Source organism: Rouxiella sp. T17 (assembly GCF_036663475.1).
GTDB lineage: Bacteria > Pseudomonadota > Gammaproteobacteria > Enterobacterales > Enterobacteriaceae > Rouxiella.
Genome location: NZ_JAWUEA010000037.1, coordinates 38,217 through 55,412, shown reverse-complemented (window position 1 = coordinate 55,412; position 17,196 = coordinate 38,217). Strand labels below are relative to the sequence as shown.

At 52.6% G+C, this 17,196-nt stretch carries 15 protein-coding genes; 3 read left to right on the top strand and 12 right to left on the bottom strand.

Going from position 1 to position 17,196, the window contains the following annotated elements; all coding sequences use genetic code 11:
- Positions 1-111: 111 nt before the first annotated feature.
- Together SC206_RS15580 and fabB are read right to left on the bottom strand one after the other, a co-directional pair.
- Positions 112-678: a DUF2946 domain-containing protein gene (locus SC206_RS15580; RefSeq protein WP_332738448.1), complete on the bottom strand. Its 567-nt coding sequence runs from the start codon at positions 676-678 to the stop codon at positions 112-114.
- 208 nt (positions 679-886) lie between these two features.
- Positions 887-2,107 carry a beta-ketoacyl-ACP synthase I gene (gene fabB / locus SC206_RS15575; RefSeq protein ID WP_332738446.1) on the bottom strand — a complete coding sequence of 407 codons (1,221 nt, stop codon included), beginning with the start codon at positions 2,105-2,107 and terminating at the stop codon, positions 887-889.
- A gap of 169 nt (positions 2,108-2,276) precedes the next feature.
- Between fabB and mnmC the strand changes: the two genes are divergently transcribed.
- Positions 2,277-4,328 carry a bifunctional tRNA (5-methylaminomethyl-2-thiouridine)(34)-methyltransferase MnmD/FAD-dependent 5-carboxymethylaminomethyl-2-thiouridine(34) oxidoreductase MnmC gene (mnmC, locus tag SC206_RS15570; protein ID WP_332738444.1) on the top strand — a complete coding sequence of 684 codons (2,052 nt, stop codon included), beginning with the start codon at positions 2,277-2,279 and terminating at the stop codon, positions 4,326-4,328.
- A gap of 143 nt (positions 4,329-4,471) precedes the next feature.
- On the opposite strand, the gene SC206_RS15565 is transcribed toward mnmC, so the two are convergent.
- The 5 genes from SC206_RS15565 to prmB all read right to left on the bottom strand — a co-directional run bounded on the left by SC206_RS15565 (position 4,472) and on the right by prmB (position 8,442).
- Positions 4,472-4,759 carry a YfcL family protein gene (locus SC206_RS15565; protein ID WP_332738442.1) on the bottom strand — a complete coding sequence of 96 codons (288 nt, stop codon included), beginning with the start codon at positions 4,757-4,759 and terminating at the stop codon, positions 4,472-4,474.
- Between the two features lie 98 nt (positions 4,760-4,857).
- Positions 4,858-5,409 carry an elongation factor P hydroxylase gene (locus SC206_RS15560; RefSeq protein WP_332738440.1) on the bottom strand — a complete coding sequence of 184 codons (552 nt, stop codon included), beginning with the start codon at positions 5,407-5,409 and terminating at the stop codon, positions 4,858-4,860.
- 48 nt (positions 5,410-5,457) lie between these two features.
- On the bottom strand, positions 5,458-6,294 hold the full coding sequence (mepA, locus tag SC206_RS15555; protein WP_442976102.1) for a penicillin-insensitive murein endopeptidase: 837 nt from the start codon (positions 6,292-6,294) through the stop codon (positions 5,458-5,460).
- A gap of 18 nt (positions 6,295-6,312) precedes the next feature.
- Positions 6,313-7,398 (bottom strand): chorismate synthase, encoded by a 1,086-nt coding sequence (gene aroC / locus SC206_RS15550; protein ID WP_332738438.1) that lies wholly within the window; start codon positions 7,396-7,398, stop codon positions 6,313-6,315.
- Positions 7,399-7,509: 111 nt separating this feature from the next.
- Complete coding sequence (gene prmB / locus SC206_RS15545; RefSeq protein ID WP_332738436.1) at positions 7,510-8,442, bottom strand: 50S ribosomal protein L3 N(5)-glutamine methyltransferase; 933 nt, start codon at positions 8,440-8,442, stop codon at positions 7,510-7,512.
- A 210-nt stretch (positions 8,443-8,652) separates the two neighbouring features.
- Between prmB and smrB the strand changes: the two genes are divergently transcribed.
- Complete coding sequence (smrB, locus tag SC206_RS15540; protein ID WP_332738435.1) at positions 8,653-9,198, top strand: endonuclease SmrB; 546 nt, start codon at positions 8,653-8,655, stop codon at positions 9,196-9,198.
- A gap of 188 nt (positions 9,199-9,386) precedes the next feature.
- Here the strand turns inward: smrB and sixA are convergent, their stop codons facing one another.
- The 4 genes from sixA to SC206_RS15520 form a co-directional block, all read right to left on the bottom strand.
- On the bottom strand, positions 9,387-9,872 hold the full coding sequence (gene sixA, locus SC206_RS15535) for a phosphohistidine phosphatase SixA (protein WP_332738434.1): 486 nt from the start codon (positions 9,870-9,872) through the stop codon (positions 9,387-9,389).
- Between the two features lie 356 nt (positions 9,873-10,228).
- Positions 10,229-12,394 (bottom strand): fatty acid oxidation complex subunit alpha FadJ, encoded by a 2,166-nt coding sequence (gene fadJ / locus SC206_RS15530; protein ID WP_332738433.1) that lies wholly within the window; start codon positions 12,392-12,394, stop codon positions 10,229-10,231.
- Positions 12,391-13,704 (bottom strand): acetyl-CoA C-acyltransferase FadI, encoded by a 1,314-nt coding sequence (fadI, locus tag SC206_RS15525; RefSeq protein ID WP_332738431.1) that lies wholly within the window; start codon positions 13,702-13,704, stop codon positions 12,391-12,393. Before fadI ends, fadJ begins: the two co-directional genes overlap by 4 nt.
- Before the next feature lie 340 nt (positions 13,705-14,044).
- On the bottom strand, positions 14,045-14,392 hold the full coding sequence (locus SC206_RS15520) for a YfcZ/YiiS family protein (protein WP_332738429.1): 348 nt from the start codon (positions 14,390-14,392) through the stop codon (positions 14,045-14,047).
- 439 nt (positions 14,393-14,831) lie between these two features.
- On the opposite strand from SC206_RS15520, the gene fadL reads away from it, so the two are divergent.
- On the top strand, positions 14,832-16,109 hold the full coding sequence (fadL, locus tag SC206_RS15515) for a long-chain fatty acid transporter FadL (RefSeq protein ID WP_332738427.1): 1,278 nt from the start codon (positions 14,832-14,834) through the stop codon (positions 16,107-16,109).
- A 180-nt stretch (positions 16,110-16,289) separates the two neighbouring features.
- Here the strand turns inward: fadL and mlaA are convergent, their stop codons facing one another.
- Entirely contained in the window at positions 16,290-17,165 is an 876-nt protein-coding gene (mlaA, locus tag SC206_RS15510) for a phospholipid-binding lipoprotein MlaA (protein WP_332738426.1), read from the bottom strand.
- Positions 17,166-17,196 lie beyond the last annotated feature (31 nt).

The window sequence follows — 17,196 nt, the reverse complement described above, 5'->3', positions numbered from 1 at the left end:
CATGTCCTGAAGCTTGTCAGTAAAAACGTCAAACAACGCCGCGGCCAGCCGACAACATCGACTAGGTTATGCGTTATTTTGCAATGAAGATTTTAGAGGTGTGAGTTGGCGTTACGCGGCGGTGCGTAAGGCAAACCCAGCTGACAAAGGCGGCGCACGAGGCTGGGAATCAGTGAGAATGGGCGAGACTAGCAAACAACAAATCAGGCGCGAATACGCCGGACGAATCACAGCTACCAGCGTGCTGATAATGACAACGGCAAGCAATACTAGCAGCGGGAGATGCATTAACAGCACGCAGTACCCACAGGCTGCACCCATCATATCGCTGGGTGACATGGTATCAGCCTGTTGAATAGGCAACGTTTTCTGTGATGAAGAAAGGTTTTGATGCTGATGCTCGGCGCTGGCTGAATGCGGCTTATCGGATGAAGAAGAAGACATTGAAGACAAGGACATTGAAGACATGCCGTTCATGCCGTCCATAGAAGCCATGGGCATTGATGAAGGCATGTCGTTCATTGAAGACATATCGCCCATCATGGGCATTGGCACGCCCTGCGCCACCAGCGTGTTCGACACCACGGGCGCAATAAATAGCATCAGGATCGCGCAGATACCCAGCCATGCCAGGAAGCGTCGACGTGAATGAACTATTTGATTAAGCGAAACCGTCATGTTTAGTAACTTTTAATCTGATAACTAAAGACGGCGAAGAGTGTAACCGAATTGCAGCACAAATGCAGTGATTAGCGGCAGAGCGTTAAACGGATTTGAGCATAGTTTTTCTGTAGCCATAAAAATAAAAAAGCCCATCAAAAGATGGGCTTTCAGCAGACTTAACACGACAACGCCTAAAATCTATAACTTTAGAAGTTAAAGCAAATTAACGGTCGTTTGGCAGCTTACGCATTACCAGCGTGGCGTTGGTGCCACCGAAACCGAAGCTGTTAGACATAACAGTCGTCAGCTGACGATCGGTTTTTTCAGTAATGATGTTAACGCCCTGCGCTGCTTCGTCGAGGTTTTCAACGTTAATGCTAGGTGCAATAAAGTTGTTCTCAGCCATCAGCAGGGTGTAGATCGCTTCCTGAACGCCTGCAGCACCCAGAGAGTGACCGGTCATGGCTTTAGTGGAAGAGATAGCTGGCGTATTTTCGCCAAACACTTCGCGAACTGCGCCCAGCTCTTTCACGTCGCCGATTGGCGTTGAAGTGCCGTGTACGTTCAGATAATCGATAGGGGTATCAACACCCTGCATCGCCATCTTCATGCAACGTACTGCGCCTTCGCCAGAGGGAGCAACCATGTCAGCGCCGTCAGACGTTGCGCCGTAACCTACGATTTCTGCGTAGATGTGCGCGCCACGTGCCAGAGCGTGTTCCAGCTCTTCAACAACAACCATACCGCCGCCGCCAGCGATAACAAAGCCATCGCGTTCAGTGTCATAGGTACGGGAGGCTTTTTCTGGGGTCTCGTTATATTTACGAGACATTGCGCCCATTGCGTCGAATTCGCAGGCCATTTCCCATGAAAGCTCTTCGCCACCGCCAGCAAAAACAACGTCTTGCTTGCCCAGCTGAATCATTTCGTAGGCGTTACCGATACAGTGAGCAGAGGTCGCACAGGCCGAGCTAATGGAGTAGTTTACGCCGCGAATTTTGAACGGCGTTGCCAGACAGGCGGAAACGCCTGAAGCCATGGCTTTAGTTACCATGAACGGGCCAACACCTTTCAAACCGGTAGCACGCATCGCGTCTGAACCAGCAACCTGGTTGCGCGGTGAGCCGCCGCCGGAGCCTGCAATCAGGCCGGTACGTTCGTTTGAAACCATTTCAGGCGTAAGGCCTGAATCGGCAATTGCCTGCTCCATCGCCAGATAAGCATAAATAGAGGCATCGCTCATGAAACGCACAATTTTGCGATCGATTAGACCAGCGGTGTCTAGTTTCACATTGCCCCAGACTTTACATTTCATCCCGGCTTTTTCAAATTCTTCGGAGTAGGTAATGCCCGAGCGGCCTTGTTTCAGCGACTCAAGTACTTCCTGCTTGTCGTTACCGATGCTCGAGATAATGCCCAGGCCAGTAATCACAGCACGTTTCATTTAATACCTCTTTTACTATTAACTATTCGGGATTTCGTCATGCACTTTAGCGTACAGTTGTACGCCGAACAAGTCCGATCAGCAAATCCTTGTGTAAAGAATTGAAATTTGCGCGAAGCATACCAGACAGTTAAACTTCGCGCACAGCCTAGAACCCAGAGAGTTTTACGTGGATCACACCCCAATACAGCCAGCCGATTTAAGGTGGAACGAACAGGGTACACCTGTTTCCCGACAGTTCGACGACATCTACTTTTCGGACGACGGCGGCTTACCCGAAACCCGACACGTGTTTCTGAATGGCAACCATTTTCCAGAGCGTTTTGCCAGTCATTCGCGCCCTCTGCTGGTCATTGCCGAAACCGGATTTGGCACCGGTCTAAACTTTCTGACCCTGTGGCAAGCTTTCGCAGAATTCAAGCAAGCTGACGAAAACCTGCAACAGCCTCATCAGACAACGCTTCAACGATTACATTTCATTAGCTATGAAAAATATCCACTTTCTGTCGCCGATCTGGAGATGTCGCATCGCCATTGGCCAGAATTAGCCGACTTTGCCGATGAGCTGCGCGCGCAGTGGCCGCTGCCTTTTGCCGGGTGCCATCGTTTATTACTCGACGGCGGCCGCATCACGCTCGATTTATGGTTTGGTGACGTCACCGACCTCTTGCCCAATTGCGATGCCAGTCTTTATCAGCAGGTCGATGCCTGGTTCCTCGACGGCTTTGCGCCCTCTAAAAATCCCGACATGTGGACCGACGCGCTTTTCACCTCAATGGCGAAAATGACCCGTCCGGAAGGCACTTTCGCCACCTTTACGGCGGCAGGATTTGTGCGCCGCGGATTGCAGCAGGCCGGATTCAACGTGAGTCGCGTGAAAGGCCACGGCAGAAAGCGTGAAATGTTGAGCGGATGGCGCGAAGCTGGCCCGAAACAGCCTCATCCCGCGCCGTGGTATGAACGCCCTGCCGCCGAAAATCCGCAGGATATCGCGATCGTGGGCGGCGGCGTAGCCAGCGCCCTGCTCGCGTTGGCGTTGCTGCGTCGTGGTTTCAACGTCACACTTTATTGTGCTGACGCAGCACCGGCGCAGGGCGCGTCGGGAAACCGTCAGGGCGCGGTGTATCCTTTGCTCAACGGCCGTCACGACGCCATCGAGCAATTTTTCGCCCACGCTTTTACCTTTGCTCGCCGCCAGTACAGCGCCCTCGCCGCCTCAGGTCTGGCTTTTGATCACGACTGGTGTGGCGTGGCGCAACTCGGCTTCGATGAAAAAAGCCAGGCCAAGATTGACAAAATTCTCGCCGGTGAGTGGCCGCAGGCCTTGGCGACGGGGCTGGATGCCGAACAGTTTGCAGCGGCAGTCGGTTTGCCGTGCAACAAAGGCGGCGTGAGTTATCCGCTGGGTGGCTGGCTTTGCCCTGCCGAACTTACCGCGCAGGCCATCACGCTGGCCGAATCACTTGGCCTGAAAACGCATTATCAACAACCGGTTACCGAGCTTCAGCCCACTGATTCAGGACGCTGGACGTTGACATTAGCGTCGGGTTTGTCCGTCGATCATGCCACTGTCGTGTTGGCTAACGGCGCGGATATTGCCCGTTTCGAGCAAAGTGAAAAACTGCAGGTTTACGCCGTCAGCGGTCAGGTTTCACACGTGCCGACCACGCCGATATTAGGCGAGCTCAAGCAGGTGTTGTGCTACGACGGCTACATGACGCCGGTTAATCCCAATAATCAGCAGCACTGTATCGGCGCCAGCTATCATCGCGGCGAGCAGCAAGGCGTTTATCGTGATGAAGACCAGCAGCAAAATCGCCAGCGGCTCATTGACTGTTTGCCGGGTCTCGACTGGCCGCAGCAGGTGGATGTGAATGCAGGTCTGGCGCGCAATGGCGTGCGCTGCGCAATGCGCGATCACCTGCCGATGAGCGGCGCGATGCCCGATTATGACAATTTGCTCGCCGCCTACGCCGAGTTGCCGCGTCAGTTAAAGCAGCAAGAGGAGATTGCGCCCGCGCCGGTGCATCGCAATTTGTTCTTGCTGGGCGGTTTAGGCTCACGCGGGCTTAGCTCCGCGCCGTTGACGGCAGAGATTCTCGCCAGCCAGATCGCGGGCGAGCCGCTGCCAATGGATTCCACGACGCTCGCGGCGTTAAATCCAAACCGGATGTGGGTGCGCAAGCTGCTCAAAGGTCGACCTATCAGTTCGCTCGACTAATTGCTGGCTATTCAGCAGCGATCAACAGACGTAAAAAAGGGCCTGAATGGCCCTTTTATTTATCGATACGTGTTATCAGAACTTTCTTTCAATCAACGGCTTAAATTAATAAAAGCTTGGCGCGCAGAGGCAAAAGAAACGGATTAACGCTCAGTCTCTGGCAACGCTTTTTGATAAAGATTTTCCCACATGCCGAGCACTAGAACCTGATCGCGCGGGGAGAGTTCGCCTGCCAGAATGGCTTTATCTAAACTACTCTGCACGCGAACTTTCAACTGCTCGGAGGTGTTTTCGCCATGGGCTTCGGCATCCGCAACCGACACCGTTAAGTGCCCCTGCAAATAACCACTGGCAAACAGTTCATCATCGGTGGCGTGTTCGACCATGTCTTCGATTAGCGCAAAAATACGCCCTTCAAACTCTGCGATCATCCTCTTCCTCTTCTATTTCTTGCTGACCTTTTATGGCGGTCATCACTGTCAGCTATTAGCCGTTATGTTAGCTATCAATTGCTACGACAGTCGTTAAATCAAAGCGCAGGGACAGGAAAAGCGTCTGCACTCAGCGGGGCCGTATGATAGTAAGCTTGCAAGGCGTTGATAAAGCGCGCCGGGCGCTCCGGTAAGCCTTTCTCCAGCGTTTTCAACACTTCTTCACGAACCTTGTGTTGAAAAGCAACGCGGTCTGGCTCACATTCGCCGCTCAGATTGTCACAGCTGACGTTAAAGTTAAAGCCCGTCGCGACGCAGAACATCCATTCATAAGACTGCGGCTTGATTTCAACTTTTTCAAATTCGCCCTGCGTCTGCGCATCGCGGCCGTCTGGGCAATACCAGTAACCAAAATCGACCTGCTTACGACGCTCGGCACCGGCGACGCACCAGTGTGAAATTTCGTGCAGCGCGCTGGCAAAATAGCCGTGAGCGAAGACGATGCGATTGTAATCTTCCTGCTCATCGGCAGGTAGGTAAATAGGCTCATCGTCGCCTCTAATCAGTCGGGTGTTATAATCCTGACTGAAACAGCCATCAAAAATATCGATAAGCTGCTGATAATGATGATTTTCTACTGACTCTGACATATTAGCTGACATAGTGGCTGACTAACTCGATTCAAGACAAAAAGGCAATTAAAGCTGACCGGCATGTTTATCCAGCAGCGACTGACAAATGGCTGGCAACGGCGGCGGCTCTTTCTTTTCAGTGATCCCACTGCCCGGCTTCGGCGGCAGGAACCAGCTTTGCAGCTCGGCACCACAGCCATCGCCCGGAGGCGGCGCAGCCTGACTTTCACAGCTTTGGTCGCCAACCGGGCAACGCAGACGCACGTGCATGTGCGCGCGATGTCCGAACCACGGCCTGACTTTGTGTAGCCATTCGCGATCGCTACCGGCATCAAGACAAAGCTGCTGTTTAATCGCCGGATTAACGAAGATACGCACCACGTCGGTATCCTGCGCGGCCAGCTTGATCAGTTTTTCAATTTGCGGCTGCCACTGGCTTTTGACAATACTTTTGCCGTCGCGGCTGACTAAATCGATAGGCTGCGGTTTCAGCAACTGCTGCGCCGTCCAGCGTTTGCGCGGCATTTGCAGCCAGATATCGACGTCGAGACCTGACTGATGGCTCGCGTGACCGCTGCTAAAACGCCCACCGGCAGGCATCGCCATATCACCAATCAGCACGGTGCCCAAATCTTCACGATTCGCTTCTGCCGACAGCCTTTTAATAAAAGTCAGCAGATCGGGCTGACCATAGAAGCGGCGCTGATCGGTACGCATCACCTGATAATCGGGTGAATTGATCGGCAGCGGCTGAGCGCCTATCTGACAGCCATTGGCATAGCTGCCCACGGCCTGCGGCACGCCAGCAATCGGCTGGGTAATGCGCTGCCACGGCGTGGCCGCCAGCGTTGGAATCGACACGACAAGCGCCAGTAAACCGGCTAATCCGATTTTAATCCGCATTCTATGGTTAGATCCTTTTTACCAGCGCGGAACGCTGGAGTTGACGTCGCCACACTGCGCGCGCTGGCGCAGCAGGTGATCCATCAGCACGATAGCCATCATCGCTTCGGCAATCGGCACGGCGCGAATGCCAACGCAAGGGTCATGGCGCCCTTTCGTTATCATCTCGACCTGCTCGCCTTCGCGATTAATGGTGCGGCCCGGCACGGTAATGCTGGAGGTTGGTTTCAGCGCCATGTGCGCGACGATAGGCTGTCCGCTGCTGATACCGCCCAAAATGCCGCCCGCGTGGTTGCTTTCGAAACCTTGTGGCGTGATTTCATCACGATTTTCGCTGCCACGTTTGGCAACAACGGCAAAACCGTCGCCAATTTCAACGCCTTTCACTGCGTTGATGCTCATCAGCGCGTGCGCTAAATCGGCATCCAGACGGTCAAATACCGGCTCGCCGAGACCCGTTGGCACGTTGTCGGCCACCACGGTAATCTTGGCGCCAATCGAGTCACCGGCTTTTTTCAGCTCGCGCATCAGTTCGTCCAGCGCTTCGATTTTAGATTCGTCACCGCAGAAAAACGGGTTGGTTTCGACGAAATCCCAATCTTTTAGCTCGCACGCCACATCGCCCATCTGAGACAGATAACCACGCACCTGAACGCCAAATTTCTGCGCCAGATACTTTTTAGCTACCGCACCGGCCGCCACGCGCATCGCAGTTTCACGCGCAGAAGAACGACCGCCGCCGCGATAATCGCGCGTGCCGTACTTTTGTTCATAGGTGTAATCAGCATGACCCGGACGGAATACGTCTTTGATCGCGCTGTAATCCTGCGAACGTTGGTCGGTATTCTGGATGATCAGACCAATGCTGGTGCCCGTGGTCACGCCTTCGAATACGCCAGACAGAATTTTGACTTCATCGGCTTCACGACGCTGCGTGGTGTAGCGCGACGTACCCGGACGACGGCGATCGAGATCGTGCTGCAGGTCAGCCTCGGTCAGTGGAATACCCGGCGGCACGCCATCAATAATACAGCCCAGCGCAATCCCGTGGGACTCACCAAACGTAGTGACGCGGAAAAACTGCCCAATACTGTTCCCTGCCATCACGGCTCCTTAACCATTAGTTAACTGTTTAAAATCAATAAATTATTTACTGAAAAGAATTCATTCAAAGAGAATTCAATCGATTAATAATTTTATCAAATAGCAAAAGTGTTACTTGCGGAACAGGCTGAAATGCTCGGCACAGTCGAGCAGCTGCTGTTTAGTCAGCATAAACACGCCGTCACCGCCGTTTTCGAATTCGAGCCAGGTAAATGGAATGTCCGGATACTGGTCCATCAGGTGCACCATGCTGTTTCCAACTTCACAAATCAGCACGCCGTTGTCGGTCAGGTAATCTGGCGCACAGGCCAGAATACGGCGCGTCAGCTTGAGGCCATCGCTGCCGGATGCCAGACCCAGCTCGGGCTCGTGGCGGTATTCATCGGGCAAATCGGCCATGTCTTCTTCATCGACGTAAGGCGGATTGGTCACAATCAGATCGTACTGCAACGGAGGAAGTTCGCGGAACAGGTCGGAGCGAATCGGCGTAACCCACTGCTCGATAGCGTGGGTATCGATGTTGCGCTCGGTTACGGCCAGCGCGTCGGCAGAGATGTCGACGGCATCGACTTCAGTTTCGGGGAACGCGTAGGCGCAGGCAATCGCAATGCAGCCGCTGCCGGTACACATGTCGAGAATATGCTGCGGCTGATGCTGCAAAATACCGGCGAAACGGTTGTTGATCAGCTCACCGATCGGCGAACGTGGCACCAGCACGCGCTCGTCGACGTAAAATTCCATGCCGCAGAACCAGGCTTTGTTGGTCAGATAGGCAACCGGCACGCGCTCGTTGACGCGGCGGATCACGCGCTCGACGATGCGATGACGCTCGCTTGAAGTCAGGCGCGCGGAGTGCATGTCTTCAGGGATGTCGAGCGGTAAAAAGACGCTTGGCAGCACCAGTTGTACGGCTTCGTCCCAGGGATTATCCGTTCCATGGCCGTAATATACATTAGCGGCATTCAGGCGGCTGACGGTCCAGCGCAGCATATCCTGAATGGTATGCAGCTCACTGACGGCTTCGTCGACGAATATTTTATCCAATTTTCTCTCCTGGGGTACGGCGGGTGGCCTTGTTCACGGCCATAAAATTTCCGCATAGTTTGCCACGAAGACGGCAACAAATCAGTAATAATCCCCCTAAACGCTCTCCCAAAATGATTGGCGTTGGAGCAAGGCGGAAAAGAGTTTTATTTAGAAAGAAAGGATGGAGCATGTAGACTGTCAAAATGTGAGACGAATGATGATATTGCGATGAAGAAAAAATACTCGCTGAGTAAGGAAGAGCTGACGCTGTTCCGAGAAGCCGTGCCGGGAACCAAGCGGCTGAAAAATGACACTATTTTGCATAAACCCGAGCGTAAAGCGCCCGTTGTGTCTTCACCAAAACGTTTGCAGCAAGAGCAGATAGACGCGACCTATTACTTTTCGGATGAGTTTCAGCCCATGCTGGACGACGAAGGTCCCGTGCGCCACGTGCGGCCAGACGTGAGTCATTTTGAGATGAAAAAGCTGCGTCGTGGCGATTACTCTCCCGAGCTGTTTCTCGATTTACATGGTCTGACGCAAAACGAAGCCAAAAAAGAGCTGGGCGCGCTGATTGCCGCCTGTCGCAGAGAGCACGTGCACTGCGCCTGCGTGATGCACGGCCACGGCAAGCATATTTTGAAGCAGCAAACCCCGCTGTGGCTGGCGCAGCATCCAGACGTTGAGGCATTTCATCAGGCACCTCGAGAATTCGGAGGCAATGCGGCGCTGTTAGTCTTGGTTGAATTGGACGATAAAACTCAAGAACTGTAAAACCCAAGAACTATAAAATCGAAGAATTGCGATTCCAAAGATCTGTGACATTAATGTTCAACAAGATTTATAGAAAATTGCAGATCGGTAAAGCGATAGAAACGACAAAGGCACAGTAAACTGTGCCTTTTTTGATCGCTGTAGCCTGTGATTGCTGTAGCCTGAAAACTGCCCTTTCTTGGAGAAAGTTAGCAGGCTTTAGCAATAACCTGCGACGGGCTGTATTGCCAATCGAGGCTTCCACGTCCGGTTTCGGCATTGATTTCAACGCTGGCCATCGCGGAGGTCGCGAACATCGGCGGACACTGGCCCGGGCAGAGTTCTGCCACCAGATAACCCACCAACGGCAGGTGAGAAACCACCAGCACTGCGCTGACGCCCTCTTTCGCCAAAGCCTGAAGCTCTTCCGCTACCTGCGCAGGGTCACCGCCCGGCGTTAGCTCAGGTAAGACTTCAACCCTCTCAGGAAGCGCGAGGCCCTGACGTACTTTTTCCAACGTTTGCTGCGCCCGCAGATACGGACTCACCAGCACGCGCTGAATTTTCACAGAGCGACCGTTTAACCAGGACGCCATACATACCGTTTCGTCACAACCACAATCGGTAAGAGGCCTGACGGAATCGCTGGCTGCATCGAGAGCAGCTTCACCGTGACGCATAATCACAACTTGCATATTGCACCGCTTTTGTTAACAAAAATAGCGCTATACAGGAACGCTTCGCGTGCTGTATTACCCTTCTGCCCACATCCTAGCAGGGCACTACACCAACTTAGTATCAACGAAAACACGCGGTCTGTATCGCGGCCGTGCATTTTGCCTGAAAGTCATCGCAAATAAAACGCTGTTTTTTACACCAACTGCCACGAGATGTAAATAGTCGTGCGTTTAACGAACAACCTAACCTGCTGAAGGTCGATAGACCTTAAAACTGAGAATCTCTCACTACTCTATCGCCAAATGTTTTGAGCACAGGTGTTTTAAATGCAGCGCTTTTAGACCAAACGATCGCCTATTTTACGCGCAATTTATCAGCTATACAATTTTTGTCCTTCTGCGGCCCGACGGACCAGTCCTTCACAGGGCGCAAAGCGATCGCCATATTTTTGTTGTAAATCCTGAAGTTTTTTGACCAGATTAGCGGCGCCAAGCGTATCGATGTAGCGCATCGGGCCACCTAAAAACGGCGGAAAGCCGATGCCGTAAACTGCGCCAATGTCAGCATCGCGCACGTTGCGCACCGTGCCATCGTCAAGACAGCGAACGGCTTCGTTCAGCATCAACGCCAGGCAACGTTCGGCAATCACCGGCTTACTTTGCTTATTATGTGGCGTCACGTTTAAAAGCCCATAAATAGAAGGGTCGGCTCGCCTTTTATTACCTTTATCTCCCTTAGAAGGATAACTATAGAAACCCTTGCCATTTTTGCGGCCTTTCCGGTCATCCTTTAATATGGCATCCAGCTCGGCGGGAGCAGCAAAACGCTCGCCAAACGCGGCCTCGAGAATAGGTACAATCTTGGTGCCGACATCAATACCCACTTCATCGAGCAGCTGTAACGGCCCGACCGGAAACCCGAATTCAAGCAGCGCATCGTCAATATGTTCAATGCTTTCGCCTTCTAGCAGGCAGCGTGTGGCCTCATTGATATAGGGAGCAAGAATGCGGTTAACGTAGAAACCCGCATTATCACCCACAACAATAGCCGTTTTGCCCTGCTTTTTGGCAAAGGCCACCACGGTCGCGACCGTTTCCGGGCTGGTCCGAGCGTGAGGAATGACCTCGACCAGCGGCATTTTATCAACCGGACTGAAATAATGCAGACCGATCACCTGCTCCGGCCTTGTCGCACCTTGAGCGATTTTATGAATCGGTAGAGAAGAGGTGTTTGAGGCAAAAATGGTCTGCGGCGCGGCATTTTCTTCAACTTCGCGGATCATTTGCTGCTTCAGCGCCAGCTCTTCGAATACGGCTTCAACGACCAGATCAGCCTGTTTAAATCCACTGTAATCGGTGGTGCCAGAAATCAGCATCATCTGTTTTTGCTGCTCTGCGGCGGTAAGATGTCTGCGCTTAACTTTCTTCTGGAGAAGGTCCCAACTGTACTTTAATGAACGGCTGATCCCCTGATGATTAATGTCTTTAATTCTGACGGGCAGGCCCGCTTTAGTCGCCGTAACGTAAGCAATTCCTCCGCCCATCAATCCGCCGCCGAGTATGGCTGTTTTCTGAATTTGACGGGGCTCGGCTTCAGCACCGCGCTCTTTCTTTAATGCCGTCGAGGCGAAAAATAGCGCGCGAAGAGCCGCAGACTGTGGCGTCATGACCAAATCACCAAACGCCGCCGCCTCTGCTTGATAACCATTGCCACTGCCTTCGTGTAAACCCGTCTCGACAACAGAGATAATTTTTTCCGTTGCCGGATAATGCCCTCTGGATTTTGCCCGAGTCTGCTTGCGCACAAAGTGAAACAGCAATTTTCGACCCAGCGCGCCCTGCATCAGACGATCTTTATAAGCCAGCTCTTTTTTGGCCGGACGACCTTTGCGCACCCTGTCGAGCGCGGTTTGCAGCAGAATCGAGGGCGGCACAATGTCATCGACTAGACCAAGACGCAGCGCCTGTTTGGGTCGCAGAGAGCGGCCGGTCAGCATAAGATCCAACGCGTTGGCGACGCCAATCAGGCGCGGTAATCGCTGCGTACCGCCTGATCCGGGCAACAGGCCGAGCTGCACTTCGGGCAATCCGAGCTGTGTTTTGTCATCCAAAGAACAGATACGACTGTGGCAGGCCAGCGCCAGCTCTAATCCACCGCCAAGACAGGCGCCTTTTATCGCCGCAACGACCGGAACATTTACGCCGGCAATATAGGCCATCGCCGCCTGCCCTTTCTTTGCTAAAGCTTCGGCTTCGCTTGCCTGCTCGCAACGAGCAATCATGCTGATATCGGCGCCGGCAATAAATGAGTCTTTTTTTCCAGAAACGAACACCACGCCTTTTAACTGCGGATGCAGCTGCGCTCTTTTAAGCAGCTCAATGATTTGATCGGCAAACTCGGCTTTTAACGTGTTAACTTTTTCGTCGGGCACATCGATGGTGATAATGGCAATATTGTCATCGGTAAAATGTAGCGTAAACGCCGATTTTTTTAGCTGATAAGGCGTTTCAGCCGGGTAAATTAGCGGCTTGTCGCTCATTCTGCCACCTCCAGAATCATCGCGGCACCTAACCCACCCGCGGCGCAGGCCGTCGTTAAGCCGAGTTTGCCACCACGGCGACGTAGTTCATGCAACATTTGCACAATCATTCTCGCGCCCGTCGCGGCAAAAGGATGACCATAGGCCAGCGATCCGCCTAATACATTGAATTTTTCCATATCAATTACGCCAATTGCTGCGTCACGACCCAATTTTTCATGCGCGAAATGCGCGCTGGCGAACATTTTAATATTTGCCAACGTTTGGGCGGCGAAAGCTTCGTGCATGTCGATCAGATCAAGATCCGACAACGTTAATCCTGCTCGATCCAGCGCGATCGGCGTGGCGTAGGCGGGGCCGAGCAGCATATCTTCATGAACGTCGATAGCGGCGAAAGCAAAGCTGCGCAAGTATCCCAACGGCTTGATTCCCAACTCTTTTGCCTGAGACTCGCTCATCATTAACACTGCCGCCGCGCCGTCGGTCAGCGGCGTACTGGTGGCAGCCGTTACCGTCCCGTGCTTGCGGTCAAACGCGGGGCGCAATTTGGCATACTGCTCGATGCTGGAATCAAAGCGCACGTTATTGTCTCTTTGCACCACCTCTTTATACGGCGGCACGTGAGCAGCCATCACTTCGGCATCAAGCAGGCCATTTTCCCAGGCTTCGGCGGCGCGCTGGTGTGAACGATGGGCTAACTCATCCTGCTCCGCACGACTTATGCCGTGAGATTTAGCCATTTGTTCGGCCGTATCGCCCATTCGCAGGCCGGTAGAATATTCCGCGACGGCTGGCGGAACGGGTAATAGATCGCGAAATTTGAGTTTGCTGAACAAGGAGAGGCGCTGCGAAAGGCTGCGCGCTTTATTGACGTCTACAAGCGTGCGGGCCAACGCCTTGCTAACGCCGATGGGCAGTACTGAAGAGGAGTCCGCCCCGCCCGCGATGCCCACGCTTATTGTTCCGGCCATAATACTTTCGGCCACGTTGGCGACGGCTTGAAAGCTGGTCGCACAGGCGCGCGAAACGCTGTAGGCATCGGTGGCGACATTCATGCCGGTCCCAAGCACAATTTCACGAGCAATATTAGGCGCTTCGGGCATTTGAACCACTTGTCCAAACACCAACTGATCAATCACCAGTGGGTCAACGCCGCTTCTCGCCAGCAGTTCGTTCACCACCATTTTTCCTAAATCGACGGCCGGAATGCCGTGAAACGCGGTTGCCTGTTTAGCAAATGGCGTGCGTAAACCTTCAACAATAGCGATTCGATCGCCCTGACGTGTAACCAGTGGAACGGCCTTATTCATGCTGGCTCCTGAGTAAATCAAACGTTCAATGCCAAAAAAGGGTCTGTCGCGACTTGCCTGATAGGGTGAAAGTCCTGATATGTCGAAAGTCCTGTTGAAGCTATTTTTTGAAAAAGCTTTTATTAAATATCAGTTAATACAGGTCTGACCTGATGAATAGTGTTAACTATGTGCAGGAGAATGGCAAAGTCAGGAATGACGATTTGAGAGGAATCGCAAAGTTTGCGATGAAAGCCGGTTGTAATTAAACCAGGCGGGTCGAAGGCGACAATACCGAAACAAACCTAAACGCCCTGCTATCTTCGGCAGGGCTTGATTTGGCACATTGCTGCAAAACGCGTTAGCGCAAAGCAAGTTGAAAATTAATGGATTCAATCTGGCAGCAGAAAGTGAAATCGGCAATCAGCTCAATTCCTCCATCAACATCTTTAAACTGGCTGCTTATGACACAAGGTTCAGATTCTGTCATGCGGGCGCGGGCGACCAGCTTTTCAAACATCGTTTTCGCTTCTGCCTGAGTCGAAAATAGCTTTTGGTAGGTCGTCGTACAGTCACTGTTATCGATAACCGTACCAATCTCGACACGGCAACAGGCTTCATTTTCGTTTATGCCGGTTAAAGAAGCCGATGAATGGGAGACGTTTTGCGCGCTGTGTGACAGTTCCGTTTGCGTGTTTGAGGCTGACATATTCTCTCCTTTTGACGTCGTGAACGTCTTGCCCAAGGGCGTGATAATTCCTGAATAAGACCGTTTACCTGCTTCTAATCCTACTCCTAGGTGGTCGAGACAAAAAGGCCTAGTTTTAACAAGGTTTTTAAGTGACTCAAATCACAGGATTAATACGCCACCCATCAAATGATTTATTTTTCTCATCAATAGTTCAATCCGCAACGTTAGTTTTGTGAATCAGAATCGTCAACTTTTTGTTAAGCGGATCTAATTTTTAAAATCTAAATACCAATAAGTGTGAAACAACATTGCAACATGTGTACAGGTCGGACCTATAATTCGCTCACTGGTCTGATTAGTTGGCCCTTTGCGGTGCCACGAATCCGCCGTTCATCGCTGTTTATAAGTCACTCTATAAATGACGCTGTTCTATAAATCATAAAATGAGGTTTTGGTCATGAACCAGAAAAACCTGTTTACAAGGTCAGCTGTGGCAGCTGCAATGGCGTTAGTCTCAACTCAAGTTTTTGCGGCAGGATTTCAACTTAACGAGTACACGGCAGCCGGATTGGGCCGATCGTTTTCGGGCGAAGGCGCGATAGCGGATTCCGCGGCGTCGGGCAGTCGTAACCCGGCGACCATGACCATGTTCGACCGCCCTACCTTCTCCGGCGGCGCCATTTATGTCGATCCTGATGTCAAACTCACCGGCAATTCTCCCGTTACCGGCCGCAGCACCGATGATGGCAATATTGCGCCGAATGCCTGGGTTCCGAACCTGCACTTTATCTTGCCGTTAAACGATCAGTGGGCTTTGGGCGCATCGGCCACCTCAAACTATGGTTTATCAACCGAATTCGAAAATGACTATCCGGCGGGACCGCTGGCTGGCAAAACCGATCTCATCACCGAAAACCTTAACCTCAGCGCCGCCTATCGCCTTAACCAGCACTTTAGCTTCGGTGTCGGTTTCGATGCTGTTTATGCCAAAGCGAAAATCGAACGAAACGCGGGTGAACTGGTTGCCTTGCAAAGTCGCGGTACCATTCCGGCCAGCACTACCGCTGCACATTTGAATGGTAATGCATGGGGCTACGGCTGGAACGCCGGTATTCTTTATGAGGTTGATGAAAACAACCGTTACGGCTTCACCTATCGTTCGAAAGTAGACATCGATTTTGACGGCAACTATCGCAGCGACCTGCCCGTCGTTGCTGGCGGCACGGGCGGTAATACTGTGCCAGGCTCGCTGACGCTGAATTTGCCGGAGATGTGGGAAGTCTCGGGTTATAACCGCGTTGCGCCAAAATGGGCGATTCATTACAGTCTGACCTACACCAGCTGGAGCCAGTTCCAAGAGCTGAAAGCGACCGGCACCAACGGCAACACCTTGTTCCAGAAGGAAGAAGGCTATCACGACGTCTATCGTCTGGCGTTAGGTACGACTTATTACTACAACGATCAGTGGACGTTCCGTACCGGTATCGCCTATGACGACAGCCCGGTTCCGGCGGATAACCGCACTATTTCGATTCCCGATCAGGATCGCCTCTGGCTGAGCGTCGGTTCCACCTACGCCTTTACCCCAGACGCCTCTGTCGACCTCGGCGTCTCTTATATGCACGGCAAATCGGTTCACATCAGCGAAAAAGTCGCCGACGGCGTTCCTAATTACCAGTTCGATGCCAAAGGCACCGCGATGTTATACGGCGTGAACTTTAACTATACGTTCTGATAGCGACGTTCTAATAGCGACGTTCTGCTCGCTATCGAATGTAAAAGCGATCTGAATAAGCCTGACTAATTAGATGCGTTTACATTTTCATTTGATAACGCATCTGTTTGTAGCATAAAAAAAGCGCCTTTCGGCGCTTTTTGTTTTGGGGTCATTCATCACAGTTGACGAAATTTATAATCAGTCAGCCGAATCAATGCTATCCAGATCGCCCTGAATTGCCGCGGCGTTAGGATTGTCGACCGGCGTTAGCTTGCCGCCGCTGGCCAGGAAGTCGTGATGCTGGAAGTAAGCCGCGCGGAGGAACTCGTAAGGGTCAGACGAGTTTTTCAGCAGGCCGTCGGAATCCAGCAGTTGCGCTCGGGTTTCGATGCCCTGAATCGCCCACTTGCCGGCGGTCATCCACCAGGTCAGGTAACTCAGCGGGAAATAAAGGTCGTCGACTAAACCGCCCACGTCTTCACGCGGCGTGAAGCTGCCATAGCCCGGCAACACGGCGTAAGTGCCGTAACCCACGCCGTAATGGCCCAATGTGCTGCCGAAACGGTGCGGCTCCTGTTTCGCCAACTCTGGATTAGCCATTGACGCGACGTCAATTAATCCGCCCATACCGAGGATGGTATTCAGGAAGAATCGGGTGAAGTGTTTCGCCCCTTCGTTAATGTTCCCTTCAACAAAATAGTTCACCATGGTGGATGGCTCGCTCAGATTGTCGAAGAAATTGCTCAGGCCATTACGCGCGGGCGAAGGCAAATAGTCGCGCCACGCCACGGCAACCGGGCGTAAAACATAGGGATCCAGCACGTTATAGTTGAAGTTGAACATTGAACGGTTAAAGCTCTGCAACGGATCAGAGCGACCGCCAATTTGGGGATCAACCGCTTCTGGCGGCGGTGGATTAGCTGCGTCCGCCGCCGTCGGGGCTTTACCGGTCGCGGACGCCGTGGTCGGCGCCGATCCGGAAGAGGTCACCAACGATTTCGGTTTATCGTCGCTACTTGCACAGCCCACTAACAATAACGTGGCAAACGCCAGCCCAGTCAGGCGAAAGTCCATTATGATCTCCCTGTTTATGCTTCGGCTCCTT

Coding starts and splice junctions, on each gene's coding strand:
- aroC (WP_332738438.1), bottom strand. CDS start 7,398: ATGGCAGGGAACAGTATTGGGCAGTTTTTCCGCGTCACTACGTTTGGT.
- SC206_RS15580 (WP_332738448.1), bottom strand. CDS start 678: ATGACGGTTTCGCTTAATCAAATAGTTCATTCACGTCGACGCTTCCTG.
- fadI (WP_332738431.1), bottom strand. CDS start 13,704: ATGAATAAGGCCGTTCCACTGGTTACACGTCAGGGCGATCGAATCGCT.
- mepA (WP_442976102.1), bottom strand. CDS start 6,294: ATGCGGATTAAAATCGGATTAGCCGGTTTACTGGCGCTTGTCGTGTCG.
- fabB (WP_332738446.1), bottom strand. CDS start 2,107: ATGAAACGTGCTGTGATTACTGGCCTGGGCATTATCTCGAGCATCGGT.
- sixA (WP_332738434.1), bottom strand. CDS start 9,872: ATGCAAGTTGTGATTATGCGTCACGGTGAAGCTGCTCTCGATGCAGCC.
- mlaA (WP_332738426.1), bottom strand. CDS start 17,165: ATGGACTTTCGCCTGACTGGGCTGGCGTTTGCCACGTTATTGTTAGTG.
- SC206_RS15565 (WP_332738442.1), bottom strand. CDS start 4,759: ATGATCGCAGAGTTTGAAGGGCGTATTTTTGCGCTAATCGAAGACATG.
- fadJ (WP_332738433.1), bottom strand. CDS start 12,394: ATGAGCGACAAGCCGCTAATTTACCCGGCTGAAACGCCTTATCAGCTA.
- fadL (WP_332738427.1), top strand. CDS start 14,832: ATGAACCAGAAAAACCTGTTTACAAGGTCAGCTGTGGCAGCTGCAATG.
- smrB (WP_332738435.1), top strand. CDS start 8,653: ATGAAGAAAAAATACTCGCTGAGTAAGGAAGAGCTGACGCTGTTCCGA.
- SC206_RS15560 (WP_332738440.1), bottom strand. CDS start 5,409: ATGTCAGAGTCAGTAGAAAATCATCATTATCAGCAGCTTATCGATATT.
- SC206_RS15520 (WP_332738429.1), bottom strand. CDS start 14,392: ATGTCAGCCTCAAACACGCAAACGGAACTGTCACACAGCGCGCAAAAC.